Annotated in this window: 27 protein-coding genes and 2 tRNA genes; 9 read left to right on the forward strand and 20 right to left on the reverse strand. The window is 62.5% G+C overall.

Annotated features, from left to right (window positions below; genetic code table 11):
- Positions 1-57: 57 nt before the first annotated feature.
- The 7 genes from ACBR42_RS04310 to ACBR42_RS04340 form a co-directional block, all read right to left on the reverse strand.
- The gene (locus ACBR42_RS04310; protein WP_371207352.1) at positions 58-870 is read right to left on the reverse strand and encodes an aminotransferase class IV; all 813 of its coding nucleotides are present in this window, start codon (positions 868-870) and stop codon (positions 58-60) included.
- Positions 867-2258 (reverse strand): anthranilate synthase component I family protein, encoded by a 1392-nt coding sequence (locus tag ACBR42_RS04315; RefSeq protein WP_371207353.1) that lies wholly within the window; start codon positions 2256-2258, stop codon positions 867-869. The genes ACBR42_RS04310 and ACBR42_RS04315 overlap by 4 nt, the downstream gene beginning before the upstream one ends.
- A complete protein-coding gene (gene ptsP / locus ACBR42_RS04320; RefSeq protein WP_371207354.1) occupies positions 2251-4089 on the reverse strand; it encodes a phosphoenolpyruvate--protein phosphotransferase in 1839 nt (612 codons plus the stop codon). Before ptsP ends, ACBR42_RS04315 begins: the two co-directional genes overlap by 8 nt.
- The gene (locus ACBR42_RS04325) at positions 4076-4375 is read right to left on the reverse strand and encodes an HPr family phosphocarrier protein (protein WP_371207355.1); all 300 of its coding nucleotides are present in this window, start codon (positions 4373-4375) and stop codon (positions 4076-4078) included. Before ACBR42_RS04325 ends, ptsP begins: the two co-directional genes overlap by 14 nt.
- Positions 4365-4823 carry a PTS sugar transporter subunit IIA gene (locus tag ACBR42_RS04330; RefSeq protein WP_371207356.1) on the reverse strand — a complete coding sequence of 153 codons (459 nt, stop codon included), beginning with the start codon at positions 4821-4823 and terminating at the stop codon, positions 4365-4367. The genes ACBR42_RS04325 and ACBR42_RS04330 overlap by 11 nt, the downstream gene beginning before the upstream one ends.
- A complete protein-coding gene (gene rapZ, locus ACBR42_RS04335; protein WP_102324945.1) occupies positions 4820-5791 on the reverse strand; it encodes an RNase adapter RapZ in 972 nt (323 codons plus the stop codon). Before rapZ ends, ACBR42_RS04330 begins: the two co-directional genes overlap by 4 nt.
- Before the next feature lie 134 nt (positions 5792-5925).
- Positions 5926-6369, reverse strand: coding sequence for an HPr kinase/phosphorylase (locus ACBR42_RS04340; protein WP_132305207.1), 444 nt, complete (start codon positions 6367-6369; stop codon positions 5926-5928).
- Positions 6370-6455: 86 nt separating this feature from the next.
- Here ACBR42_RS04340 and ACBR42_RS04345 point away from each other — a divergent pair, with 86 nt between their 5' ends.
- On the forward strand, positions 6456-6812 hold the full coding sequence (locus ACBR42_RS04345; RefSeq protein WP_102324947.1) for an endoribonuclease L-PSP: 357 nt from the start codon (positions 6456-6458) through the stop codon (positions 6810-6812).
- Between the two features lie 58 nt (positions 6813-6870).
- Here the strand turns inward: ACBR42_RS04345 and ACBR42_RS04350 are convergent.
- Positions 6871-6946, reverse strand: a tRNA-Ala gene (locus ACBR42_RS04350).
- Between the two features lie 143 nt (positions 6947-7089).
- On the opposite strand from ACBR42_RS04350, the gene ACBR42_RS04355 reads away from it, so the two are divergent.
- Entirely contained in the window at positions 7090-7410 is a 321-nt protein-coding gene (locus ACBR42_RS04355) for a YggT family protein (protein WP_102324948.1), read from the forward strand.
- Between the two features lie 96 nt (positions 7411-7506).
- Entirely contained in the window at positions 7507-7959 is a 453-nt protein-coding gene (locus ACBR42_RS04360; RefSeq protein ID WP_102324949.1) for a YjjA family protein, read from the forward strand.
- A 27-nt stretch (positions 7960-7986) separates the two neighbouring features.
- On the opposite strand, the gene hemJ is transcribed toward ACBR42_RS04360, so the two are convergent.
- The 3 genes from hemJ to hemE are packed head-to-tail and all read right to left on the reverse strand — an operon-like array spanning position 7987 to position 10207.
- Positions 7987-8436: a protoporphyrinogen oxidase HemJ gene (hemJ, locus tag ACBR42_RS04365; RefSeq protein WP_110546831.1), complete on the reverse strand. Its 450-nt coding sequence runs from the start codon at positions 8434-8436 to the stop codon at positions 7987-7989.
- Positions 8429-9142 carry an HAD family hydrolase gene (locus ACBR42_RS04370; protein WP_371207435.1) on the reverse strand — a complete coding sequence of 238 codons (714 nt, stop codon included), beginning with the start codon at positions 9140-9142 and terminating at the stop codon, positions 8429-8431. The genes hemJ and ACBR42_RS04370 overlap by 8 nt, the downstream gene beginning before the upstream one ends.
- 3 nt (positions 9143-9145) lie before the next feature.
- The gene (hemE, locus tag ACBR42_RS04375) at positions 9146-10207 is read right to left on the reverse strand and encodes a uroporphyrinogen decarboxylase (protein ID WP_110546830.1); all 1062 of its coding nucleotides are present in this window, start codon (positions 10205-10207) and stop codon (positions 9146-9148) included.
- A 406-nt stretch (positions 10208-10613) separates the two neighbouring features.
- Here hemE and ACBR42_RS04380 point away from each other — a divergent pair, with 406 nt between their 5' ends.
- From ACBR42_RS04380 to rfbD, 4 genes are all read left to right on the forward strand, one after another.
- Positions 10614-11258: a nucleoside triphosphate pyrophosphatase gene (locus ACBR42_RS04380; protein ID WP_371207357.1), complete on the forward strand. Its 645-nt coding sequence runs from the start codon at positions 10614-10616 to the stop codon at positions 11256-11258.
- 99 nt (positions 11259-11357) lie between these two features.
- Positions 11358-11433 (forward strand) — tRNA-Ala (locus ACBR42_RS04385).
- Between the two features lie 299 nt (positions 11434-11732).
- The gene (rfbC, locus tag ACBR42_RS04390; RefSeq protein WP_102324953.1) at positions 11733-12293 is read left to right on the forward strand and encodes a dTDP-4-dehydrorhamnose 3,5-epimerase; all 561 of its coding nucleotides are present in this window, start codon (positions 11733-11735) and stop codon (positions 12291-12293) included.
- On the forward strand, positions 12290-13225 hold the full coding sequence (gene rfbD, locus ACBR42_RS04395) for a dTDP-4-dehydrorhamnose reductase (RefSeq protein ID WP_371207358.1): 936 nt from the start codon (positions 12290-12292) through the stop codon (positions 13223-13225). Before rfbC ends, rfbD begins: the two co-directional genes overlap by 4 nt.
- Here rfbD and ACBR42_RS04400 read toward each other — a convergent pair.
- Complete coding sequence (locus tag ACBR42_RS04400) at positions 13217-14650, reverse strand: MATE family efflux transporter (protein ID WP_102324955.1); 1434 nt, start codon at positions 14648-14650, stop codon at positions 13217-13219. The genes rfbD and ACBR42_RS04400 overlap by 9 nt on opposite strands.
- A gap of 515 nt (positions 14651-15165) precedes the next feature.
- On the opposite strand from ACBR42_RS04400, the gene ACBR42_RS04405 reads away from it, so the two are divergent.
- Complete coding sequence (locus ACBR42_RS04405) at positions 15166-15369, forward strand: hypothetical protein (RefSeq protein ID WP_102324956.1); 204 nt, start codon at positions 15166-15168, stop codon at positions 15367-15369.
- Between the two features lie 66 nt (positions 15370-15435).
- Here the strand turns inward: ACBR42_RS04405 and ACBR42_RS04410 are convergent, their stop codons facing one another.
- From ACBR42_RS04410 to ACBR42_RS04440, 7 genes are all read right to left on the reverse strand, one after another.
- Positions 15436-16374, reverse strand: coding sequence for an electron transfer flavoprotein subunit alpha/FixB family protein (locus ACBR42_RS04410; RefSeq protein ID WP_102324957.1), 939 nt, complete (start codon positions 16372-16374; stop codon positions 15436-15438).
- A 2-nt stretch (positions 16375-16376) separates the two neighbouring features.
- Positions 16377-17126, reverse strand: a complete 750-nt coding sequence (locus ACBR42_RS04415; protein WP_371207359.1) for an electron transfer flavoprotein subunit beta/FixA family protein — start codon at positions 17124-17126, stop codon at positions 16377-16379.
- 71 nt (positions 17127-17197) lie between these two features.
- On the reverse strand, positions 17198-18838 hold the full coding sequence (locus ACBR42_RS04420) for an electron transfer flavoprotein-ubiquinone oxidoreductase (RefSeq protein WP_102324959.1): 1641 nt from the start codon (positions 18836-18838) through the stop codon (positions 17198-17200).
- 145 nt (positions 18839-18983) lie between these two features.
- Positions 18984-19625, reverse strand: a complete 642-nt coding sequence (locus ACBR42_RS04425; RefSeq protein ID WP_102324960.1) for a hypothetical protein — start codon at positions 19623-19625, stop codon at positions 18984-18986.
- Positions 19626-19684: 59 nt separating this feature from the next.
- A complete protein-coding gene (gene hemN / locus ACBR42_RS04430) occupies positions 19685-21052 on the reverse strand; it encodes an oxygen-independent coproporphyrinogen III oxidase (protein WP_371207360.1) in 1368 nt (455 codons plus the stop codon).
- A 4-nt stretch (positions 21053-21056) separates the two neighbouring features.
- On the reverse strand, positions 21057-21848 hold the full coding sequence (locus tag ACBR42_RS04435; RefSeq protein WP_102324962.1) for an OmpW family protein: 792 nt from the start codon (positions 21846-21848) through the stop codon (positions 21057-21059).
- A gap of 121 nt (positions 21849-21969) precedes the next feature.
- Entirely contained in the window at positions 21970-22380 is a 411-nt protein-coding gene (locus tag ACBR42_RS04440) for a hypothetical protein (protein ID WP_258373382.1), read from the reverse strand.
- A 286-nt stretch (positions 22381-22666) separates the two neighbouring features.
- Here ACBR42_RS04440 and ACBR42_RS04445 point away from each other — a divergent pair, with 286 nt between their 5' ends.
- A complete protein-coding gene (locus ACBR42_RS04445) occupies positions 22667-23434 on the forward strand; it encodes a Crp/Fnr family transcriptional regulator (protein WP_110546825.1) in 768 nt (255 codons plus the stop codon).
- Here ACBR42_RS04445 and ACBR42_RS04450 read toward each other — a convergent pair.
- Complete coding sequence (locus ACBR42_RS04450; RefSeq protein WP_174234087.1) at positions 23431-24711, reverse strand: AI-2E family transporter; 1281 nt, start codon at positions 24709-24711, stop codon at positions 23431-23433. The two genes, ACBR42_RS04445 and ACBR42_RS04450, sit on opposite strands and share 4 nt — an antisense overlap.
- Positions 24712-24955: the final 244 nt, after the last annotated feature.

A 24955-nucleotide genomic window follows, 5' to 3' on the forward strand; every position in this document is an offset into this window, starting at 1 on the left:
ACCGCGCCGTCAGGGGCAATAAGCGAAATGCCATGACTGCCCCCTATGGGGCAGAAATCAGGGATAGACGCATGCCTGCACGGCCGTCAGCAGGTCGGGCATGACGGGCACGTCACGCCCATCAAGCATGTGGACGCCGCGCGCGCCCAGACTGTTGACGGTCAGGATGGCCGTTGCCCGATGTAGCGCCAAGGGCGACAGGCGGCGGACATGCAGCAGCCCCGCATCCAGCAGGACGCCACGGGCGGTGCCGGGCAGTGCCCCATCGGTTACGGGCGGGGTGACAAGCTGGCCGTCAATACAGGCCAGCAGCGTGCTGGCGCTGGTTTCCGCCACATATCCCGCGCGGTTGAGCATCAGGGCGTCATCGGCTCCCGCCCGTGCCGCCGCCATGCGGGCAAGGATGGAAGGCAGGTAATTCAGGCTTTTGATACGCGACAGGACGCTGTCCTCGTCACGCCGGTATTCCACCGTAACCAGCTTTACGGGGGTAGGGGGAACGACACCCGCCGAAGCCGTGATCAGCACGGTGGGGGTGCCGTCCACAGGTGGCAGCAATCCACGCGGCCCGGTCCCCCGCGTGCAGGTCAGCCGGAGCGAACCCGCCGTCAGATCGCAGACCGTCAGCATTTCGTGCACGCCTGCCGCAATGCACTCCCGGTCGGGCGGCGCCAGCATGAGGGCACGCGCACCATCCGCCAGCCTGTCCATATGCCGGGAAAAATGACTTACCTGCCCATTGGCGACGCGCATGGTCTCGAACAGGCCATCGCCCAGCAGAAAACCACGGTCCGCCGGATCAATATGCGCCTGACCCGCTGGCAGAAGGCGACCGTTCAGCCATACCGGCAGGGCCGTGGGCACGGTCATGACGCAGGATCACCTTCATCGGGCCGGGTGCTGAAAATACCCAGCAGGGCCGCGATTTTAAGCTGCATTTCGCGGTATTCCCGCATCGGATCGGAATCATACGTAATCCCGCCCCCTGCCGCGGCAATAATGTGGTTCCGTGTCATGACTAGCGAACGGATGATGACGGAACTGTCCATCACGCCATCACACCCGATCCACACCACGGCCCCGCAATAGGCCCCCCGGGCCGAGGCTTCCAGTTCGTCGATTATCTGCATGGCCTGATGTTTTGGCGCGCCGGTAACAGACCCCGGCGGCAGGGTCGCGTCCAGAAGGTCAAACGCGTCGCATCCCCCGCGCAACTGCCCCGTCACTTCCGATACAAGATGATGCACATGGGTAAAACGCTCCACCCCGAACAGTTCGGGCACACCCACACTGCCCAGTGCGGCCACACGCCCGATATCGTTACGCATGAGATCAACGATCATCAGGTTTTCGGCCCGTTCTTTCGCATCGTGGCGCAGGTGGCGGGCCAGACGTTCATCTTCCGCCGGGGTCAGGCCGCGCGGCGCCGTGCCCTTGATGGGGCGTGTGCGTATCGTCCTTTCCGCATCGAGGGATAAAAACCGCTCGGGCGAGGCGCTGAGCAGCGCGCAGGTACCATCGCCGCCCAGAAACGCCCCGAAAGGCGCGGGAGACCCGGCACGCAGGGTCCGGTAGACATCAATTGCCGCAAGCCCGGCGGGGCGGTCCGCGCGCATGCGCCCTGTGATGTTGACCTGAAAGACTTCCCCCGCCGCGATCCGTTCAACCGTACGCGCCACGCTCGCCCTGTAGGCTGCGCCATCCTGATCGGCCACAAAATCCAGATGTGGCAGCGCAGGCATATCCCCCGCCGGTGCGATCGCATCCCATTGCTGGCGGAGGTCCGCCACCCGTCCGGCGGGCATGGTCGTGGGGTCTGCTGCCGCCAGCCATGCTTCTTTCCGTTCACGATCCAGAACGAAGGCATGATCGTAAATGCCAAAGGCGGCTTCCGGCTCCCCCGCTTCGCCCTCATGCCGCGTGGAAACGCCCTCCATCCGCTGGCCCACGCCATAACCGATAAAACCGATGGCCCCACCGGCAAACGGAACCTCCACCGGGCAGTCCCCCGCCGGGACGCACAGACGCAGTTGTGTTGCCAGATCATGGGATGTGGCCGCACCATCCAGCCAGCACCTTCCGGCATGCTGGACAATCACATGCACCGGTTCACGGCATACGATCACCCAGCGCGCGCGCGGCCCCACCTCACCACCGCTATCCAGACAGGCCAGCCATGGCTGGTGCCCCCATGCGGCCAGTACCCCGTCCACGTCACGCCATGGCAGGGGGCATGCAACCGGCGGTGCCTTATTCATCCGCAGGCTGTCGCGCAGCAGCGGCGTAATCCATCAGCATGGTGCTGACCTCGCGCCCGTCGGCCGCTTCCAGCGCGCGACAGGCCATACGGCGGCAGTCATCCATGGCCAGCGCCCGGATCGCGCGTTTGACGCGCGGCACGGCGGAGGCATGCATGGAAAAGGACCGTATTCCCAACCCGACCAGCAGGGGCACCGCTATCGGATCGGATGCCATTTCCCCACACAGGGAAACCGGCCTGCGATGCCGCAGGGCCGCATCCGCCGCCATGCGCACCAGTTGCAGCACGGCGGGATGGAACGGATCATACAGCGCCGCGACATCCGTCGCCGCCCGGTCCGCCGCAAGGGTGTACATGGTCAGGTCGTTGGTACCGATGGCCAGGAATTCCGCTTCCTGCGCGAGTACATCCGCCATAAGGGCGGCGGCTGGCGTTTCGATCATGATGCCAAGGGGCGGCAACGGGTCGGGTATCTCCACCCCCTTGCGCCGCAACCTGCGTCCGATGCGGGCATAGATGTCACGCGCGGCCCGCAATTCCCCCACGGATGAGACCAGCGGCAGCATCACCCGCACCGGTCCCGCACGGGCCGCGCGCAGGATGGCGGCAAACTGCGTTTCCAGCAGGCCGCGATGCTGAAGCAGCAGCCGGATGCCACGGACGCCAAGGGCGGGATTGGTATCGCCGCTTTCGCCAATCCCGGCACGCGACAGGGCATCGCTGTTTTTTTCGCTGCCCCAGTCCACCACGCGAATCGTCACCGGGTCCCCGGCCATCGCTTCGATCAGGGGCAGGTAGACCGCTTCCTGATGCAGTTCATCGGGCAGGGTTTCCGCATTCATGAACAGGAATTCGCTGCGCAGCAGTCCGATCCCCCCGGCGCCGGACTGCGCGATCATGGGCAGTTCGGCCGGGATTTCCAGATTGGCCTGCAGGATCACGACCTCCCCGCTGGAAAGCCGGGCCGGAAGCCTGCGCAGGCGGCCCAGCATCTGGCGTTCGCGCGCATAGGCGGCGACATCGACCCGCGCGGCAGCGGCGGTGCGGGTGGACGGACGCACGATGACCTGCCCCGTCGTGCCATCCACCACAAGCCGCGTCCGCCGCCCAAGCTGTGCCAGCAGGCCATGGGCAGCCAGAACCGCCGGGATACCCAGCGCGCGCAGCAGGATGGCGGTATGCCCGGTGCTGCCCCCTTCTTCCGTCACCACGGCGGCGATACGCGACGGATCGATCAGGGCGGCATCGGCGGGGCGAAGCTGTTCGGCAACCAGAATGGCCCCATCGGGCAGGGCGGAAAAAGAGCGGTAGGGCGTGCCGCTTAGGTTTCGGATCAGCCTGCGCCCGATTTCCCGAAACTCCCCCGCGCGGCGCCTTGCTGCCACCGCGTCTTCCCCTTCCGGGGCGGGCCTGCCGGGCGGGGCGAGCATGAAGCCCGCAAGCGCTTCGGTTTCCTGCATGACGGCGGCTTCGGCCACCATGCCCTGATCCAGTCGTCCCTCGATCCCGCGACGCAGGCGCGACGGGCCAAGCATGCGCCGGTAGACTTCCAGCAGGGAACCGATTTCCACCTGCCCGTCCTCGGGCAGAAGGGCAAGGCGGTCATGCAGCCGACCAAGCTGGGCGACGGAGCGGCTGATCGCATCATGCAGGCGCGTGCGTTCATGGGCCGGATCACAGTCGCGCCGTGCCATATCGACCGGCGGCGGGGCCGGTTCATGCGCGATCGCGGCATAACCGATCGCAACACCGGGAGAGACAGGCTGACCTTCAAGCCGGATTTCACCTGGCCGCCCCCGACGCGCGGGGCGGCGTTCAGTCGTCTTCATCAAAGCCGGCCCGGACCAGCCTGAGCAGGGCCGACAGCGCCTGCGGACCCTGCGGCCCCTGGGTACGGATGCAGATCGTCTCGCCCCTGCCTGCCCCCAGCATCATGAGCCCCATGATGGAATGGCCCGAAACCGTCATGTCCACATGGATGACATCGACCGTGGCGTCGAATTTTTCCGCAACCGTCACAAACCGCGCGGCGGCGCGCGCATGCAGCCCGCGCTGGTTCACGATACGGGCCTGTGCTTCGTGCGGCGTATCCTGCGCCATGCGATCAGCCACCATGACCGGCCACGCCATCGATCTGGCCCAGACAGTCCCCCGTACCGGACAGGCAGGCCGGCGGCAGGTGCGATGCGACCGATATGTACCGCCTGCCCGCTTCTTCCGCCCCGTTCAGGCAGTCCTGCATGCTGGCATGGCCGCGCATCTGCGCAAGCTTGACCAGCATGGGCATGTTCACACCCGTCAGCACTTCCACCCGATCGTTCTGCAGGACGGATATCGCAACATTGGATGGCGTGCTGCCAAACATGTCGGTCAAAAGGATCACCCCCTGCCCGCTATCGACGGAGTCGATGGCTTCCAGCAACCCACAGCGACAGGTTCCCGGTAACGTCGCAGGGGTCACGTTGAACACCGTCGCCTGCCTCTGCGGACCCACGACATGTTCGAGTTCCCCCTTCAGGGTCTCACCCAGAATACCGTGCATGACAAACACAAGACCGATCATGTGTGGGCTGTCCGCTCCGTTGTCTCTGACAGTCCACGCGGGCGGTTGGCCCAGCGCCAGCTGCTGCGGCCCTGACGGGCCAGTTCACGATGCATGACCACGACCGGCCACGCGTCAGGGGAATGGGCATTTTCCGCCCGTTGCGCAAGCCTGCGCGCAAGCGCTTCGACAAGGGTGACGGAACGGTGCCGCCCCCCCGAACAGCCGATCGCGATGGTCGCGTATTTCTTTCCTTCGCGCACGAAGCGCGGCAGGACAAGGTCCAGAAGCCCCGCCATCCGGTCCAGGAATTCCTGATAATCGGGATCGCGCGCCACATAATCCGCAACCGCCGCATCCAGTCCGGTCATGGCGGACAGGGCTGGGTCGTAATAGGGATTGGTCAGGAAACGGGCATCGAACACCATGTCCGCTTCCCGCGGCAGGCCGGCGGGAAAGGCAAAGGACATCAGCGCCACGGTCAGCCCGTCCACACCGCCCGCCGACCATTCGCCAAACCGGGCTTCGACAAGCTGGCGCAGTTCCGGCGGTGGCAGGTCGGAGGTATCAATGACGACATCGGCCGCTTCGCGCAGCGGGGAAGTCAGCCGGATTTCAGCTTCGATCCCTTCCTTTACGGTGCCATGGGCTGCCTGCGGGTGACGCCTGCGGGTGGCGGTATAGCGGCGCAGGAGCACGCTTTCCTCCGCCGTGGCGTAGATCAGTTCGGCATTCAGCGCCGGATTGACGCGCAGCCGGGCAAGGGCGGCAAGCACGGCGGAAGCATCGAAGCCACGGGTGCGGGAATCCACCCCCACCGCCACGGGCCGTTCGGCGCGGGCCACGATTTCATCCAGCATGCCCAGCGGGGGATTGTCGATCACCTCATGCCCCAGATCCTCCAGAATGCGGAGAATCGAGGATTTCCCTGCGCCGGACAGCCCGGTCACAAGCAGGATACGACGCGGGAGAGGCGTATCTTCATGCATGGTGTCAGTCACGCAAAATCCTGACTTCTGTCAGCCATATGCCAAATGACAGATCGCTGTATCATGACGGGATCGAAACCTTTTCCTATTCTTATTGTCCCCTGAAAAGACAATCATGAAAAGTGGTGGCAGCATCACATCTGCCCTTCATCCAGCAGGTGCCTGTTCCCGGCGGTACAGTCCAGCACCAGCCCGATCCGCGCCACGGCGGATGGCAGTGCGGGATCAATAAAAAACTCCGGCAGGCCCGTCAGCCTGTCATGTCCGGGATGACCCGGCAGCCGGGGTGGATAGTCTGCTACCCCCACCAGTCGCGCGACCGCAGCCACCCGCACCCGCGCACGCCAGTCCATGCGTATGATCCCGATACCACGAACCTCCAGCAGGCCGGCAAGTTTCGGTGGCGCGCTGGCCCACCCATCATGCAGGCAGACACGGTCATCCGCCACCAGATCGTAACCCGCATCGACAAGGCGCAGCAACAGGTCGGACTTGCCTGCCCCCGACGGCCCGGTCAGCAGAATGCCCTGCCCGCGCCGTGCGGCGCATGAAGCATGGATCTGGATCGGAACGGTCATAAATCAAGACTTATCCGAAAGCCGTCGTTTCGGGGAAAGAAAAATTTTTATGGACAAAAGATGACCATTTTGTGATTCTATGGGGGATGCAAGAAAACACGCCGTTTCGCCCGCCGCCAGAAATACAGATCCGGCACCTGACGGGTATCGACGCCCAGACCGGGCAGTTTCCGCCCGATGTGTTCGCCCAGATCCGGCAGGCCCTTTCCGTCGGAATCAGCAACCTGACCCGACAGGGCATGACGGCGCAGGATGTAACCCGTATCGTATTCATCCTGAGTGAAACCGAAGGGTTCAACGCCTGCTTTCCGCTCCTTCACGACCTGTTCGGCCGTACCTGTCCCGCGACCACGCTGCGGCTGGTCAGTCATTTCGACACGCCCGGCCAGCTTGCGGAAATCGAACTCATCGCCCTGCCGGAACACGAAGCCACGGACGCGTAAAATGCTGCCGCCATCCGGCGCGGTCATGACAGGCGATATATTTTTTAAGGAAAGGATGTGGTGGAGCTGAGGGGAATCGAACCCCTGACCTCCTCATTGCGAACGAGGCGCTCTCCCATCTGAGCTACAGCCCCACATCTTTGCGCGATAAATACCGTCCCTGCCCCGCAAGTCAAGGCCCATTTTCTGGTCCTGAACCTGTTTTCTGCCCGATCCGGCGACTTCATGACAGTTGTATGCGCACGCCACGGACACTAAATTCCATTTCCCGTCATCTATGAAAGTTGGCCCGTTGATTTCCATCATCTTTCAGCTGCTGTTTGAACTTATCCAGCTTTATACATGGGTCGTGCTGCTGGCCTGCCTGTTCAGCTTTCTCATCGGTTTCGGCATTCTGGACCCGCGCAACCAGATTGTCTGGAAGATGTCCAATTTCCTGTACCGCATGACCGAACCGGTGCTGCGTCCGATCCGCAATATCCTGCCGAATGTGGCCAACATCGATCTCAGCCCGCTCGTGCTGCTTCTGCTCATCCAGTATGTGTTGATACCGGTGATGGCCAAAATCTATGGCATGCTGATGCTTGGGGTCGCCTGATCCGCCGCGACCCGTTCCCGCGGCCCGTAGGGAAAGACGGGCAGGACCATACCGGCCCTGCCATTCCCGCGACCGTGATCTGAGGAGTTATATCACATGAAGACATCAAACCGTTTCCTGGCCCTGCTCGCCGCCCTGCCGGTGGCCGCGGCCCTGTCGGGCACGCCCGCGCATGCGCAGGGTTTTGGCGGCCTCGCGGGCGGTGGCTCGTCTGGTGGACTGGGTAATGCGGCGGGACTGCTTTCGGGCAGCGGGCTGAACGTTCCCTCCGTTTCCTCCCTCGCCCCTTCCAACGTTACCGGCCTGCTTGGCTACTGCGTGCAGAACAACTACCTGCAGGGCAACAGCCCGACCACGCTGCTGTCCTCGCTGAAGCAGAAGGCGGGCATGGATACCACCGGCAGCCAGTACACCAACGGCCAGAAGGGTATTCTGGATACGGGCACCGGCAATACCTTCTCCCTGTCCTCGCTCAGCGGGAACCTCAAGCAGAAGGTCAGTACGAAGGTCTGTAACGCGGTCCTGAAGCAGGGTTCGTCCCTGCTCTGATCCGTGGCTGCTGTTGTCCGCCTGTTTTCAGAACGGGCGGACAACAACCATGATGACAATGATCATCATGAGAACGGTCGGCACTTCATTGGCGATACGATAGAACCGTTCGGTATGGGTATTGCGATCATTGGCGAAATCCCGCCGCCACCGTCCGCAGGCCCCGTTGAAACCCGCCAGTGCGATCACCGCCGCAAGCTTGGTCATCCACCAGCCTGCATGCCAGTCCACCAGACCCGGAATGCTTGCCAGCAGGCCACCGAATACGAAGGTGCTGATCATGGCGGGCAGCATGATGAACCGCTGCAGCCGGTATTCCATACCCTTGAAACGTTCGGATTCCGCTGATCCCACCGCCACCTGGCAGTGATAGACGAACAGGCGGGGCAGGTAGAACACGCCCGCCATCCACGCGATGAGCGAGATGATATGGAAGGCCTTGATCCACAGCATGAAGGGGATCAGCACTTCAGCCATTTCCGTTCGCATCCCCCTGCTGGCTGGCCATGATCCGGCGCAGCAGCGGCACGAATTCATCCAGATGCGCGATACGCAGCAGACCCGGCCATGACGGTGCGGGCAGTTCGGCGGAGCGCAGCAGCACGCAGCCCATGCCGGCGCTACGTGCGGCACGGGCGCCGGTTTCGGTATCTTCCAGCACGATACATTCGCCCGGCGGCACGCCCTGTGCCTGTGCCGCCGCGAGATAGACCGCCGGGTCCGGCTTGGGACAGCCCATATCGCGTGCGGAGTGGATGCACGTCGGCACGATCAGGGCATCCAGACCGGTCCGGCCAAACTTCGCCTCCATTTCCTGCACCGAGGAGTTGGAGCCGATGCGGTAGGGCAGGCCAAGTGCGGCCACGCCATGCAGCATGGCGGGCGCGCCTTCTATGGTTTCAGCCTCATTGCGCATGAGGGAAACAAGGTTGCGCTGCATCTGCGCGGGCCAGTCGGCAGGCAGGGTAATGCCCTCCGCCTGTTCGATCTCATGCTTGAGCGCGGTCAGCGCATGCCCCGCGAAACGGTGGACCGCGTCCTCGTCGCTGATCGTGCGCCCGTGTTCACGTAAGGAGCGGGCGATCATCCGGCATGAAGGCCCCTCACTGTCGATCAGGACACCGTCACAGTCAAAGATGACCAGCTTGAGCGCGCCATCGGGGCGCAGGGCGGCAGGCAGCATCATTCACACATCCCGGATGGTCTTGATCAGGTCGCCGACATGCTCGGGCGGGGTGGCGGGAATGACGCCATGGCCAAGGTTGAACACATGCGGCCGGCCCTTCATGGCGTCACGGATGGCGCGGGCTTCGGCGCGCATGCCTTCCCCGCCAGCCAGCACGCGGATCGGGTCGAGATTACCCTGAAGCACCAGCGTATCAGGCACCTGCGCGGCCACGGCCTTCATATCGGCCCCGGTATCGAGCGCCATGGCGTTCACGCCGGTCTGGTGCCCGTATTCAATCGCCATAAGCCCGCCAAGACGTGGGAAGCCGATAACAGGCGTGCCGGGATGGCGCGACCTGATGATTTCGGTAATCCGCCGCGCAGGTTCGATGACATGCCTGCGGAACTGCGACGGTGGCAGCAGGCCGGACCAGCTATCGAACAGCATGACCGCTTCCGCGCCCGCTTCGATCTGGGCGCACAGCATGTCAGCCGTCGCGGTGGTCAGCAGGTCGATCAGCCGATCGAAGAAGGCCGGGTCGGTATAGGCAAGCCTGCGGGTTTCCTCGAACTCCCGCGAGCCATGGCCTTCGACCATGTAGCACGCCACGGTGAACGGTGCGCCCGCGAAACCGATCAGCGTGACCTGTCCCGGTCTGGCCGGACCGATCGCTTCCGGCCCGTCCACGATCCTGCGCAGCCGCTGGAGGGTTTCCATGACCGGCTCGATCGCTTTTGTGACCCGGCCCGGATCAAGCCGTTCCAGATCCGCCTGTGAACGCACCGGGCCCAGCACAGGTCCCCTGCCGGGCACGAAATCAAGCGACTGACCCATTGCCCAGGGCAGGATCAGGATATCCGAAAACAGGATCGCGCCATCCATGCCGAAACGGCGGATGGGCTGCAGCGTGATGTCTACCGCCATGTCCGGCGTCATGCAGCGTGTCAGGAAGTCCGCTTTTTCACGCAGGGCCCGGAATTCCGGCAGGAACCGGCCCGCCTGTCGCATCAGCCATACCGGAGGCGGCCATGTTGCCTCTCCCAACAGGGTAGCGAGCAGGGGTTTGCGTGTTTCAGTCATCGATCCGTCGTTCTGTTTCGTTGTGGCCGGACTATCTCGTACTTTCCCGCCGACGGATAGCGGGCAGGCGCGATGCGCGCGCTCCTTTCAAAACAATAAAAGAAAAGAGAAAGAAAATTTTTGATGTGCTTTAAGTGCTGTGGATGACGGGGTACCCGCACTTCCGAAAATGTACCCCACTTTTCCCACAGAGTGTACAGTTTCCGACTCCAAGGATTCCCGTGGGTCGGGAGAGTTATCCAGATTGTACCGACATAAGCCTGTGTACAACCCACCGCGTCCGCAGGTGTACCCGTTGTCCACGGTACTCGGTACGGCGCAGAACTGTTTGGAGTACTGTCCCCATGTACCCCAGTACTCGAACGCGTCGAATTTCATGTTTCATTTCATCAGTACGGAGAAGGTGATGCCGGGCGACTCGAATTTAGTACTAAAGACGCATCCGTTACAGGCGGAGTCGCCCCCGATAGTACTGGCCAGCCGTTCAGCCGCCCGCCGCGCCCTGCTGGAATCGGCGGGCCTTTCGGTGACATGCCGCGCGGCGGAGGTGGATGAACACGCCATCCGCCAGCATTGCCGTGCACAGGAAATGGATGCCAGCCAGACCGCCCTCGAACTCGCCCGCGCCAAGGCGCGGGCGACACGGGCTGATCCGGGTGCGGTCGTGATCGGCGCGGACCAGATGCTGTCCTGCGCGGGGGAATGGTTCGACAAGCCCGAAAACCTTTCGGTCGCGCGCTGCCACCTCCGCACCCTACGAGGAAAGGCCCATATGCTGCATACGGCGGTGGTGATGATGCGTGATGGCCGCGAAACATGGCGCCATGTCGCGTGCCCCGTGCTGCATATGCGCGCGTTCAGCGATTCTTTTCTGGATCGTTATCTGGCGATCGAAGGGGATGCGATTCTGTCCTGTGTCGGCTGTTACCGGCTGGAAGGGCCGGGCATCCACCTGTTTTCCCGTATCGAGGGCGATCACGCCGCCATCCTCGGCCTGCCATTGCTGCCCCTGCTGGATGCGCTCAGGGCCGATAATATCATCATGCGATAAATCGGTTTGCGGGGGGTTGCATTGCCCGGAACTAATGGTTATACCCCGCGAACCGAACCACGGTTGGCCAGAATAAACGGCCACGCGGGTTGGAATAGTGGGGCCATAGCTCAGTTGGGAGAGCGCCTGAATGGCATTCAGGAGGTCAGGGGTTCGACTCCCCTTGGCTCCACCAGATTCCTTATCTGGTACCCCCTCTTCAAATAAAAATCAGTCTTTTTCAGCCCCTTATGCTGTCGCGTATGGGGCCTGTTCCATTTTGGCCTTAATCAGTTCGTAACATGTATCGCGTTAAGACTGCTTTTCAGGACAACGTGATGGAACCCCGGTGTTTTCGCACGGGGGAACAGGCAAAGAGCGGATCGGTATGCGGATTTTTACCCAGTTTGGACGGGCGGGTGATCAGGGCGTCTTTTCTACCCTGACAGTCGATCACGCGCGGCACTGCCAGCGGCATGCGCCGGGGCATGCATCATGAAGGTGGAAACACTGCCCCTGGACGGGCTGCTGCTGCTCACTCCACCGCGTTTTGAAGATGAGCGTGGTTTTTTCAGCGAGACCTATAATGCCGCCACCCTGGCGGAAATCGGTATTACCGCGCCCTTCGTGCAGGACAATCACAGTCTTTCACGCCACAGGGGGGTGGTGCGGGGGTTGCACTGTCAGGTTCCGCCCTGTGCGCAGGGCAAGCTGGTGCGGTGCACACGGGGTGCAATCTGGGACGTAGCGGTTGATGTGCGCATGGGATCACGGAGCTTCGGGCAGTGGGCCGCGGTTACCCTGAGTGCGGAAAATGGCAGCCAGTTCTGGATTCCCCCCGGCTTCCTCCATGGTTTCTGCACCCTGGGTGACAATACGGAGGTGCAGTACAAATGCACCGACCTGTGGGACCGCGCCTGTGAACGCAGCGTGCGCTGGAATGACGAGAGTCTGGGCATCGACTGGCCCGTCAGCGACTGTCAGGCCATCGTGTCCCCCCGCGATGAACAGGCCCTGCCGTTTTCCAGTGTCATTGACTGGTTCGTCCTGCCATGACCGGACCGGGCCGGCGCATGGTATCCCGTTCGGGTTCGCGTATTCTGGTCACGGGCGGTTCGGGCCAGCTCGCCACGGCCCTGATGCGGTGCGGGGGGGCTACGGTTACCGTAGTGGGGCGTCCGCATTTCGATTTCAGCCTGCCGGATACCGTCGTGCGGACCATGCAGGAAATCCGGCCTGACCTTGTTATCAACGCCGCCGCATGGACGGCGGTGGACGCGGCGGAAGACCAGCCCGGCCCGGCCCGGCAGGTCAATGCCGAAGGGCCGGCCCTGCTTGCATGGCTCTGCGCGGGGCAGGCCGTGCCGCTGCTGCATGTTTCCACCGATTATGTCTTCAGTGGCCTGAAGGGCCACCCCTATACGGAAGAAGATGCCCCCGATCCCCGCAATGTCTATGGCCACACCAAGGCGGAGGGGGAAAGAGCGGTCCTGCATGCCTGTGCGCATGCGATGGTGTTGCGCACGGCATGGGTTTACGGGGCGCGGGCAGGGAATTTTGTCCACACCATCGTTCATGCCGCGCGAAAGCGGCCGCATTTAAAAGTGGTGGCGGACCAGTGCGGTAATCCGACCTGTGTGGAGGATCTGGCCCATGTCCTGCTGCATATCGCCCGACGGATACTGAAAGCGGGCTGGCAGCCCTGTTACCGGGGCATATTCCATGTTGCGGGACAGGGCAGTGCGACATGGCATGAACTGGCCTGTGCCGCACTGGATCATGCGGCCCGGCATGGCCACCCTGTGCCGCCGGTCCTGCCTGTTGACACCACGCAGTGGCCCACCCCGGCTATGCGGCCCGTGGATACGCGGCTCGACTGCACACGGCTGGGGCAGGTATTCGGCCTTGAACTGCCCCACTGGCGCGATAGTATCGGCCCGGTCATCGGTGCGATGCTGCAGGGCGTCATCGCCCCCGTTTCACGCTGAATGGTCCAGTTCATCCAGTTCGATCATCCCGGCCTCGCCACTTTGCGGTGGGGGAATGACGGGCATGGCCTGTTCGGTGGCCCTGTCACCGGGATGGAGCCGCCGGACCACGCCAAAGGCTGTCATGACGGCATATGAGCCGAACAGCACGCAGCCCAGAACCTGCCCTACCTGCACGCCCGCAGGCCCGAATTTCATGCCCACCCATACAAACGGAATGGTGCCCAGTGTCGCCCGTCCCCAGTTGAACAGGGTCGAATACAGGGGGCATCCAAGGTTGTTGAACGCGGAATTGGCCACGAACAGCATGCCGATGAAGACATAACCGGCAATGGTCCAGTTGCAGAACAGGTGGATCAGCATTGCCGCCGTTCCCTGCGCCGAGAATACGCGCACCACCAGATCCTGTGTCAGGAACAGGATCATCCATGTCAGCGCAACGCAGCCCGCGACCAGCCATAGCGATGCTACAAGGGTTTCGCGCACGCGATCGAGTTTCCCCGCCCCCAGATTCTGCGACATGATGGGACCAACCGATCCCGTCAGCGCAAAGACGAAGGCGAAGGCCACCGGCACGATGCGTTCGATGGTCGCCTGCCCGGCCACTGCCGCCAGCCCGAAACCCGCCATCGCATGCGTTACGAACACGCTGCCGACAGGCGTTGCAAGATTGGTCAGGATGGCGGGCATCGCAACCTGCGCCACCAGTCTGGTATCGCTCAGCACATGAGTACGGACCGGCCTGCCGAACAGGCCATGCTGACGCACGCAGCGAAAGCCGACCAGAGCCACGATCGCGCGCGACACGATGGTGCTGATGGCGGCCCCTTTCAGCCCGAGGCCCAGCCCAAGAATCATTACCGGATCGGCAATGGCCGATATGATCGCCCCCATCAGCGTCACGTTCATGGAAATGCGCGCCGCCCCGATTGCACGCAGCAGGCCCGAGCATCCCATGCCCACAGCAATCAGCGGCAGGCCGGGGGAGACGATTTCAAGGAAAACCGTCGCCTGTCGCGCGGCCTCCCCCTTTGCGCCCAGCAGGATCAGCAGCGGACCCGCCAGCCATGCGGTGGCGATGCCGATCAGCAGGCACAGCCCGACCATGACGATGCCGAAGGAGGATGCGACCCGTTGGGCCTGTTCAATCCGGCCCGCGCCGATCAGCCTGCCGCTGATGGCACCGATCCCGATGGACAGGCCGATGGAGACCGCGATCTGCACATAGCTCACCACGCCCGCGAAGCCGATTGCCGCGGTCAGCGCCGGATCGCCCAGCCAGGAAATGTAGAAAAGGTTCAGCAGATCGACGACAAAGACAGCCATGAGGCCAATGGCCCCCGTCCCTGCCATGACAACGACGTGGCGGACAATTTTCCCTGTGCAGAATGTCGCATGTGGTCGGGTTGTGGGTTGTCCCCCCATCGGGTGTCCTGTCTGCTGCAGGGCGGATGATGTGGCCGGGCCTGCGGTGATCCGTCCCCTGTATGATGCGGGGCAATGAATGTCGGCACAAGGCCCTTGTAGCCCCTGTTTTCCGGGGCGCGGGAGACAAATGACGCGCTGTTCTTCATATACTTCGGGTTGATTGTGCGGTGCAAAATAAACATATGAATTGTGCAGTGCAAAAAAAGTAAAATTCCTTTTTTATTTATATTTATTGTTGACGTTTGAAAATAAGAATGGCATACATAATCACACGAAGCCTGCTGGCTTCCATAAATACCAAGAATAGCCGGTATAAATGCCGGACAGGATACAGTGCCAATGCACGGTTGTCCTACTGGCGGGGTCCCCCTTGTGGGGACCCTGTTTTTTTGTGTGGCGGAAAATGGCGGGGTGCCATCCGTCTTTTACGTATCTTGTCCGTGCGGGCTTTCTCTACCCTGCAACGGGTTCCTGAAGTTGCGGGAACCATCTCGTTTAGGGAGGAATACCCGATGTCCAGACTGACAGCGGCCGAACGTGATGCCTTGCCGGATTCAGCTTTTGCCCTGCCCGGCCGACGTTACCCCATACCCGACGCCACCCATGCGCGTGACGCCCTGGCGCGGGCCAGTGAAATGCTGCATCGGGGGGATCTGACACAGCGGGACTATGACACGGTGGTCGCCCGCGCCCATGCCGTGCTGGAAAACGAATAGCCGTACATGAAAAAAGGGGCGCGGGAATGAAGCCCGCGCCCCTTTTGCAGCCATGGACCCTAAGGGTCAGCCAGCCTTGTCGAGTTCCGCTTCAAGCTGCGGCAGGATCGTGAACAGGTCGCCCACGATACCGTAATCCGCCACCTGGAAGATCGGTGCTTCCGGGTCCTTGTTCACCGCGACAATGACCTTGCTGTCCTTCATCCCCGCGAGATGCTGGATCGCGCCGGAAATGCCAAGGGCGATATACAGTTCCGGCGCCACGATCTTGCCGGTCTGCCCGACCTGGTATTCGTTGGGCACGAAGCCTGCATCCACCGCCGCGCGGGATGCGCCGATGGCGGCGCCAAGCTTGTCGGCCAGCGGGTTGAGGAGCTTGAAGTTCTCCTCGTTCTGCATGCCACGTCCACCGGATACCACCACGCGCGCGGATTCCAGTTCCGGGCGTTCGGACTTGGACAGTTCGGTCGAGATGAAGGTCGATCCCCCCGGACCCGCAGGCAGGGCGACTTCCTCGATCACCGCGCTGCCGCCCTCGGCAGGAGCCGGATCGAAGGAGGAGGCGCGGACCGTGATGATCTTCTTCGCATCGGCGGACTTTACCGTCGCCAGCGCGCTGCCCGCATAGATCGGGCGCACGAAGGTATCGGCATCGTTGATGGCGACGATATCGGGGATCGGCTGCACATCCAGAAGTGCTGCCGCACGGGGCAGCGCATTCTTGGCCGATGCGGACGATGCGGCAAGGATATGCGTATAGCCACCCGCCAGATCGGCCAGCAGGGCTGCGACAGGTTCGGCAAGTTCGCTGTTGCCGGTGCTGTCAGCAACCTGGATAACCTTCTTCACGCCCGGAATGGCCGCTGCCGCCTTCGCTGCCCCAGCCGCGTCGGCACCGGTTACCAGCACATCAACATCGCCCAGCTTCGCCGCCGCCGTAATGGCCGAACGCGATGCCTGCCGGATCGCGCCACCCTCATGATCCAGATAAACGAGAACGGTCATGATCAGATCACCTTTGCTTCGTTGCGCAGACGCGAAACCAGTTCATTTGCCGAATCGAGCTTGATGCCCGCCTTGCGTTCCGGCGGCTCGGCCACGGAAATCACGCTCAGGCGCGGGGTCATGTCCACGCCCAGATCAGCCGGCGTGATCTTTTCCATCGGCTTCTTGCGCGCCTTCATGATGTTGGGCAGCGAGGCGTAACGCGGTTCGTTCAGCCGCAGGTCCGTCGTGATGATGGCGGGCAGCGCCAGCTTGATGGTCTGCAGGCCGCCGTCGATTTCACGCGTAACGGTCACGGCGCCATCCGCCACGTCCACTTTGGAGGCGAACGTCGCCTGCGGGCGGTCCAGCAGCCCCGCCAGCATCTGGCCGGTTGCGTTCATGTCATCGTCAATGGCCTGCTTGCCAAGGATGATGAGGTCGGGCTTTTCCTTCTCCACCAGCGCCTTGAGCACCTTGGCCACCGCCAGCGGTTCCGTCACCACATCGGTTTCCACCAGAATGGAGCGGTCAGCACCCATGGCCATGGCGGTGCGCAGGGTGTCCTGTGCCTTCGCTTCCCCGATCGAGACCGCGACGATCTCGGTCGCAACGCCTTTTTCCTTCAGGCGCACGGCTTCTTCGACCGCAATTTCGTCGAAGGGGTTGATGGACATCTTGACGCCAGCGGTTTCCACGCCGGAACCATCGGCTTTTACGCGAGGCTTGATGTTGTAATCGATCACGCGCTTAACGGGTACGAGAACCTTCATTGCATATTTGCCTGTCTGTCTTCGGATAAGGGCAACGTGTTTGGCAGATACATACCGTACCTGCCGCCGGATTACATCCCGCCCGGATAGTTGGGGCCGCCTGCGCCCTCCGGCGTGGCCCAGTCAATGTTCTGGGCCGGGTCCTTGATGTCACAGGTCTTGCAGTGCACGCAGTTCTGCGCGTTGATCTGCAGGCGCGGGTCCGTATCCTCATCCGCCACTTCGTACACGCCCGCGGGGCAGTAACGGCTTTCCGGCGCGCGGAAGATGTTCCAGTTCACCGTTTTCCACAGCGACATGTTGCGCACCTTCAGGTGGACGGGCTGGTCCTCCTCATGATTGGTGGCGGACAGGAAGACCGAGGACAGGCGGTCGAACGTGATCTTGCCATCCGGCCTGGGATACTGGATCTGCGGGGAGACGGCTGCCGGTTCCAGGGTCTCGTTATCGCCATGGCGGGTATGCAGCGTCCACGGCGCGCGGCCGCGCAGCAGCATGGCGTCGATACCGGAATACAGCGCGCCGCCCTTCATGCCGAATTTGGCGAAGGCGGGGCGGATGTTGCGCACCGCGCGCAGTTCGGTCCACAGCCACGAATCCCGGATGCGGCGGGTATAGGAACCCGGCTCCACGCGGCTGGTGATCAGGGCTTCCGCCACGGCTTCCGCCGCCAGCATGCCCGATTTCATGGCCGTATGGGTGCCCTTGATCTTGGGCACGTTCAGGAAGCCTGCCGTATCGCCAATCAGCGCCCCGCCGGGGAAGGTCAGGCGGGGAATGGACTGGATGCCGCCTTCGGACAGCGCGCGCGCGCCATAGGCGATGCGACGGCCACCTTCAAAATACGGGCGGAAGGCCGGATGCAGCTTGACGCGCTGCATCTCGTCAAACGGGGACAGCCATGTATTGGGGTAGTCCAGACCGACCACGAACCCGTAGGAGACGAGGTTGTCGCCAAAATGGTACATCCACGCGCCGCCATAGGTCCGGTCATCCAGCGGCCAGCCGAAGCTGTGCTGCACCATGCCGGGGCGGTGCATTTCCTTGGGGATTTCCCACAGTTCCTTGATGCCCAGCCCATAGGTCTGGTCATCCACGCCCTTGCGCAGGTTGTACATCGCCATGACCTGCTTGGTCAGCGATCCCCGGCAGCCTTCGGCGAACAGGGTGTATTTCGCGCGCAGTTCCATGCCGGGGGCATAGTTGTCGCCCGGCTGGCCATCGCGACCCACACCCATGTCACCCGTGGCAACGCCCGCGACGCGGCCATCATCGTCGATCAGCACTTCGGCACCGGCAAAGCCGGGATAGATTTCAACCCCCAGCTCTTCCGCCCGGCCGGCAAGCCAGCGGCAGAAATCACCAAGGCTTACAATGAAATTGCCGTGGTTGCGCATATGCGGCATCACGCGTTCAAGGAACGGGACTTCAAGGCTGTTGTCCTGTGTCAGGTAGAGCATCTGCTCCTCTGTCACGGGGGTGTTCAGCGGGGCGCCCTCTTCCCGCCAGTGGGGCAGGAGTTCTGCCAGCGCGCGTGGTTCGATTACGGCACCCGACAGGATATGGGCGCCAATCTCGCTGCCTTTTTCAATCAGGCATACGCTGGCGTCGGGGGCAAGCTGGCGCAGCCGGATGGCCGCCGCCAGGCCCGACGGGCCGCCGCCAACGATGACGACATCGAATTCCATAGTCTCGCGCGGAGTCTCGCTCATGCCTCTGTTGTCCTCTTGCGTCATGACCGGGATGACATGGGATGAATGGGATTACACTTGGTGGAAACGCTTCCTAGAACCGTTTTGGCGGGGAATAAAGGTTTGTTTCGTATCGAACCGGCAACGGACAGGCAACCGTCCGCGCCTATGTGACGCGCGGCGGGCGGGCCAGTTCATTCATGGCCTGCCATTCGGGGCCAACATAATTGACGATCAGTGTCCGGCGCACGCCGCTCAGCGCGCGCGGCACGAAGCCGTGCCATGAATGGTCCGATGGAATGAACAGCAGGCCGGAATTGAAGGCGCCCGATGCACGCGCTACGGGCGTGCCCTCCGCCGTCATGATATCCGTGCCCCAGTCATGGGCATCCGCCCCCATGGAAAGCGATACCAGAAGCGTCAGCCGCTTGGCCCCGATATCGGTATGGGGTTCAAGCCAGAAGCCATCGGCATCCAGACAGAGTTCAAGGCGCAGGGCCGCATCTTCAATCCGAGCATTGCACTGCGTGGTGAATGTCGCACGGGTGTGCGGGTCATCAAACAGGCGGGCCAGATGGTCCAGCGCGGGGCTGGCTGCCCGCCGTGCGGGCGTGATGAACAGCCGCTGCCCGTTGCGCCCGGCCCGCTGTCCGCCACTGTTCCCGCCGATGAACTGACTGTCCGGCATCCATGTCACCAGCGCGGATGCAACCGGGGCGGGCAGCACGTCATGAAGCTGCCAGTGCGGAAAGGGCCATGGCTGGACCGGGCTGTTGGCAAGGGCCGCGATAACGCAGTTGGGGTGCATGGGGGGACGTTTTACCTGCTGGATGCTACGCGGTTGCAGGACAGGGAAGGCAGGCGTCCTTACAGGGCGCTGGCATGGAGTGGCGTGGTCTGCGGCGACAGGTAGCGATCGAACACGGCGGCGACATGGCGCACGAAGGGACGCCCCTTTTCGGTAACGCGGACATGCCGCGCGGTCATGCTGACCAGCCCGTCGCGCATCATGGGGGCCAGCCGGGACAGTTCGGTATCGAAACTGCTGGCGGGCAGGTCATGGTCAAGGATGATCTGGTCCACATCGACCTGCATGGTACACATGATCTGTTCGATTATCGTGGCGCGCACACGGTCGTCATCTTCCAGCCGCACGCCGCGCACAACGGGCAGGCTGTCCGTTGTCTGCGCCATGAGCCGGGCATAGGCGGCGGATGACACCGCATTCTGTGTCATGCCCCCGGGCAGGGAGGAAATGGCCGACGCCCCTACCCCGATCAGCGCGGCGGCGCCATCAACCGTATAGCCCTGGAAATTGCGGTGCAGCGTGCCCGCCCGCATGGCGCGGGCCATGCTGTCATCGGGGCTGGCATAATGGTCCAGCCCGACGGGCAGGAAGTGATCATGGCGCAGCACGGCGTCGATGGCGGCGCGCTGTTCGATACGGGCCTGCGCATCCGGCAGTTCACCCACCGGCATCAGGTTCTGGCGTTTCTGCTTCCATGGCACATGGGCGTAGCCGAATACGGCCAGCCGGTCGGGGCGCAGCGTGGCCACGGCCTGCGCCGTGCGGGTGACGCTGTCGGTGTCCTGCCGCGGCAGACCATAGATCAGGTCGATATTGACGGATGCCACCCCGGCATTGCGCAGCGCATCCAGACAGGCGCGGGTCTGTTCCCAGCTCTGTATCCGGCCGCACGCATCCTGCACCTGTGGGTCAAGGTCCTGCACGCCCATGCTGGCGCGATTGAAGCCAAGTTCATGCAGCAGGGCGGGATATTCGGGCGGGAGATGACGGGGATCGACCTCGATGCTGATTTCGGCATCGGGCGTGATCGTGAAATTCTGGCGGATGACCTGCATGACCCGGCGCATGGCGCCTGCGGGCAGCGTGGTGGGCGTGCCGCCACCCCATTGCAGGTGGGTGACACGACGGCCCGTGCCGATCAGTTTCAGGATCCGGCGCAGTTCCTCATGCAGCAGGGCCGCGTAGGCCGCCCGTGCATCCGTATCGCGCAGTACGGCGGTATTGCACCCGCAGAACCGGCACAGCGTGTCGCAGAAAGGAACATGTAGATAAAGGGAGACCGGCTGCGTAGCCGGCAGGGCGGATAGCCATTCCTGACTGTCCACCGGGCCCACCGCATCGGAAAACTGCGCTGCGGTGGGGTAGCTGGTGTAACGCGGCAGATTGCCCCCGTAGCGGGAAAGCAGGGTGCTGTCTGCCGCGTTCATGTCATTAGAACCGGTAGGCGATACCAGCGGAAACGACGGTCGGGTCGAGCGAGTCGTGGGCTTTGATCTTCACGCTTTCGCTGTCGTTTTCAGCCCATGCATGCATGCGCACGAACATCTGCTTCACGTCGAAGTTGAAGAACCAGTTGCCGACGAGCTGGTAATCCACACCGGCGTTGATGGACGGGCCACCCGTGAAGCCGGAGTTCAGCTTGCTGACCGCACCGCCCAGCGCGCCGCTGGCGTTCATGTTGTGGAACCACATGAAGGTACCGCCAACGCCCACATACGGATTCAGGCGCTTGTGCGGACGGAAATGCCACGCCACCGTCACCGTCGGCGGCAGGACCCATGCGCTGCCCACATCCAGCTTGCGGCCCACTGCACCGCCTTCTGCCGAGACTTCATGACGGGTGCTGGTGGCGATCAGGTCCAGCGAGATGTTGTCGGTCACGAAGTATTCGAACGTCAGTTCCGGCATGACCTGATTGGTGGTCTTGATGCGGGTCCCGTTCAGGGACGCGCCGTTCAGCCAGACCTTGCTGTCACGATCTTCCGGCAGCACGCCCACGGCGGACAGGCGGATCATGAAGTCGCCACGGCCCAGACCGATCTTGGTGCTGGCGCAGGTCTGGAAGATGCCGCAACGGCCCTTCGGCTGTGCCGGTGCGACAGGGGCCGCCAGCGGTGCGTTGACATAGGTGGTGGGGGCTGCGGTCTGCGCATGGACCGCGACCGGGGTCAGCGCCGCGGCGCCAAGCACGGCCGACAGGGCAAGGTTACGAACGTTCTTCATCGTGGGCAGACCTTAATTTTGATCTCAACTGGGTAGCAGCGGAGAGTGTTAAGAATATTCGATGTGATTTGATCTGTGCAGAAATCACGCCCACCTAACATTCGGCTTTGATGTGAATCAATCAAAGGGGGCGATCTATTTCCTTATTGCGCTCGATCCTCACTGTTCGTTCGGTAATGTGGCTTGTTGAACACAGTTTTGGGACCGGGATGTCCCTGTTCGTGATCGGGTTACTGTAGGAAAAGGTACGGATTGCAGTGCAGCCCAGTTCACGGGCCAGCGCTTCCATGGCGGGCAGCAGGGCGTCGATGATCTGCTGTTTGTGGGCATAGGACAGCGTGATGATGTAATCCGCCGTCAGCGTATCGCCTGAATACAGGTCAAACCCCCGGCGGAAGGTCGCCATGGCGCAGGGCGGGCGCGCCGTGCCGTAATGGGCGACCAGTATCCCTTCGCGCACATGTTTTGCCGGGCGCGACAGCCTGCGTCCGATGCGTCCCCATTCCTGCAGGCTGATATGTGGAAACGACATCCGTACAAGGGGATACAGCAAAGGAATGTCGGCAGGGGCCAGTCGTCTGACCAGTGGCGGAGGAGCGGCCTGCACGCGTCGTATCTTTCTTGGGATGGGGGTGGAAAATTTCCATTTATGCTTGGTCTGATGACTGAATATTTCATGGATCAACGCATTGATTTACATCAATCCATCGGCCATACTTGCCGTCCATTGCGAATGATCCACGGTATTTTCCGGGTCATGGACGATTCCGGTTGCACGTGGCCGGAACGCAGGCACCTGAAAGTAATTGGGAATAATTATGTCGGATATGCCTTCGTGTCAGTTCGAGTCGCGGCCACGGCGTATCATGATGGGCTCTTCCGGCCTGCAGACCGATTTCTGCGCCACCTGCACCGTCCGCCCCAACAGCGTGTGTAACGTCATTGATGAAGGGGACATTTCCCGCCTGGCGGAAGCGGCGGTGGAAACCATCATTCCCCCCGGTCGCGGCTTCATCGAGGAAGGCGCCCCCGCCACCGATTTTTTCAATGTGACAGCAGGCACCGTCAAACTGTTCAAGGCCCTGCCCGACGGGCGGCGCCAGATCACCGGGTTTGCCGCGCCGGGACATTTTCTGGGGCTGGCGGTATCGGACAGCTATGCTTTCGGGGCGGAAGCCATCGATACGGTGCGTGTCTGCCGTTTCTCCCGCGAGAAGATGACCGAACTGCTGGATGATTTCCCCAAGCTGGAACGTCGCCTGCTGGAAGAGGCATCCAATGAACTTGTCGCGGCCCAGAACCAGATGCTGCTTCTGGGCCGCAAGACGGCACGGGAACGGGTCGCCAGTTTCCTGCTTGACCAGATGCGCATCGGTCAGCCGCCCGCTGGCAATGGTGGTCCCTGCCGGCTCAACCTGCCCATGACGCGTGGGGATATTGCCGACTACCTTGGCCTTACCATTGAAACCGTCAGCCGCACGCTAAGCTGGATGCGCAGTCAGGGCATGATCGAGGTCGGCAAGGGTTATGCCATTACCCTGCTGTCGGTTTCCCGGCTGGATGTGCTGGCTTCCGGTAACGGTTAGTCCTCCGGTCCGGGCAGGTTATCCGCCGTATCGGTGCCGGAAGGGGCGGGCGACGTATCGGAAAAGAGGGGTTTCTGCGGCGTCGTATGCGCAGGGCCACCCACGATATGGCCGATCGGGGTCAAGATCTCCACATGGTCGCAGATGATCTTGAAGACCGCCAGCAGGGGCACGGACAGGAACGCCCCGAAAATTCCCCATAGCCAGTCCCAGAACATGAGCGACGCCATCACCAGAACCGGATTGAGGGTAAACCGGCGGGCCAGCACCATGGGGGTTATGGTCTCGCCTTCCGTCAGGTGAATGCACAGATAGATGGCGGGCGGCAAAAGCGCCTGCCACACGGACGGGTAAACAAACAGGCCCACCAGAAAATAGATGATGATGCCCATCATCGGGCCGATGATGGGAATGTAGTTCAGCAGGAACGCCATCACCCCCCACAGCAGGGCATTGGGCATGCCCAGCAGCCAGCACTGCGCCATGTTCGCCAGCCCGACCAGGCTGTTGATGATGGTGATGGTGGCCAGATACAGGGAAACATTGCGTTCGATCTGGTAGGCGATCTGCACGGTCCGGCGCTTGTCGGCGAAGGTGGGCATGATCTCCACAAACCGCCGGAGCAGGCTGTCCCCCTGCGCAAGCAGGAAGAACAGCATCAGGATCATGGTGAAGAACTGGCCCATGAACGCCTGCGTGCCCAGCAGGATGGACGAACTGAACCGGTCCAGACCGCCACCGCCGGGTGTGGACACGACAATGACATGCTCGTTCGTCGTATCGGCGGGCGTGGCATGGTCGAGATGACTGCCCGCGATTGTCATGAAATTGCGGATGCGGTCCGAAGCGCTGGTCAGTAACTGGAAGGGACCGCGCAGGAAGGCCAGACGGTCGCGCAGGGTGTTCAGCGCTTCGGGCGCGCGTTCCAGCCAGCCGGTGGCGGGCACGGAAATGGCGGTGCCCACAGCGCCCACAATGCCGAACACGCACAGGATCAGGCACAGCGCCGCCAGTGGCTTGGGCAGGTGCAGCCGGGAATGCAGGAAACGCATTGGCGTCGAAAGCAGCAGGTTGACCACCAGCGCCAGGATCATCGGCAGGACAATGGCCGATGCGAAATACAGCGTGTAGAAAACCGCCAGCACGCTGAGCAGCAGCAGGCAGGCCGTGCGCAGGTCGATCCGGCTGTGGCGCATGACCTCGATGGCGCGGCGCTGCTGGATCTGCTCATAGGACGGGTGCGGGGGCTCGGGGGGCGGTTGTGTCTCGGGCGGCATCAATCGGGTCCTGGCATGTGCTGGCGCGGCCCAGACAGCGGGGGCAGTACATATGTAGGTACCGGCGTACCGGGGGTACGCAGGTACGGCAATCCGTCCCTTTATGGGCCTATATGGGGGATGGGGCCAAGGTTTTTGGCACATTCCGGCTACGCAGGGATTGCAGGCGCGCGCAGCGTACACGCTAACGTGAATTTTCCGGCCGCATATGGCGGGAAACAAGGGTTGAAAGCGGTATTGGACA

Source organism: Komagataeibacter sp. SM21 (assembly GCF_041402665.1).
Taxonomy (GTDB): domain Bacteria; phylum Pseudomonadota; class Alphaproteobacteria; order Acetobacterales; family Acetobacteraceae; genus Komagataeibacter; species Komagataeibacter saccharivorans.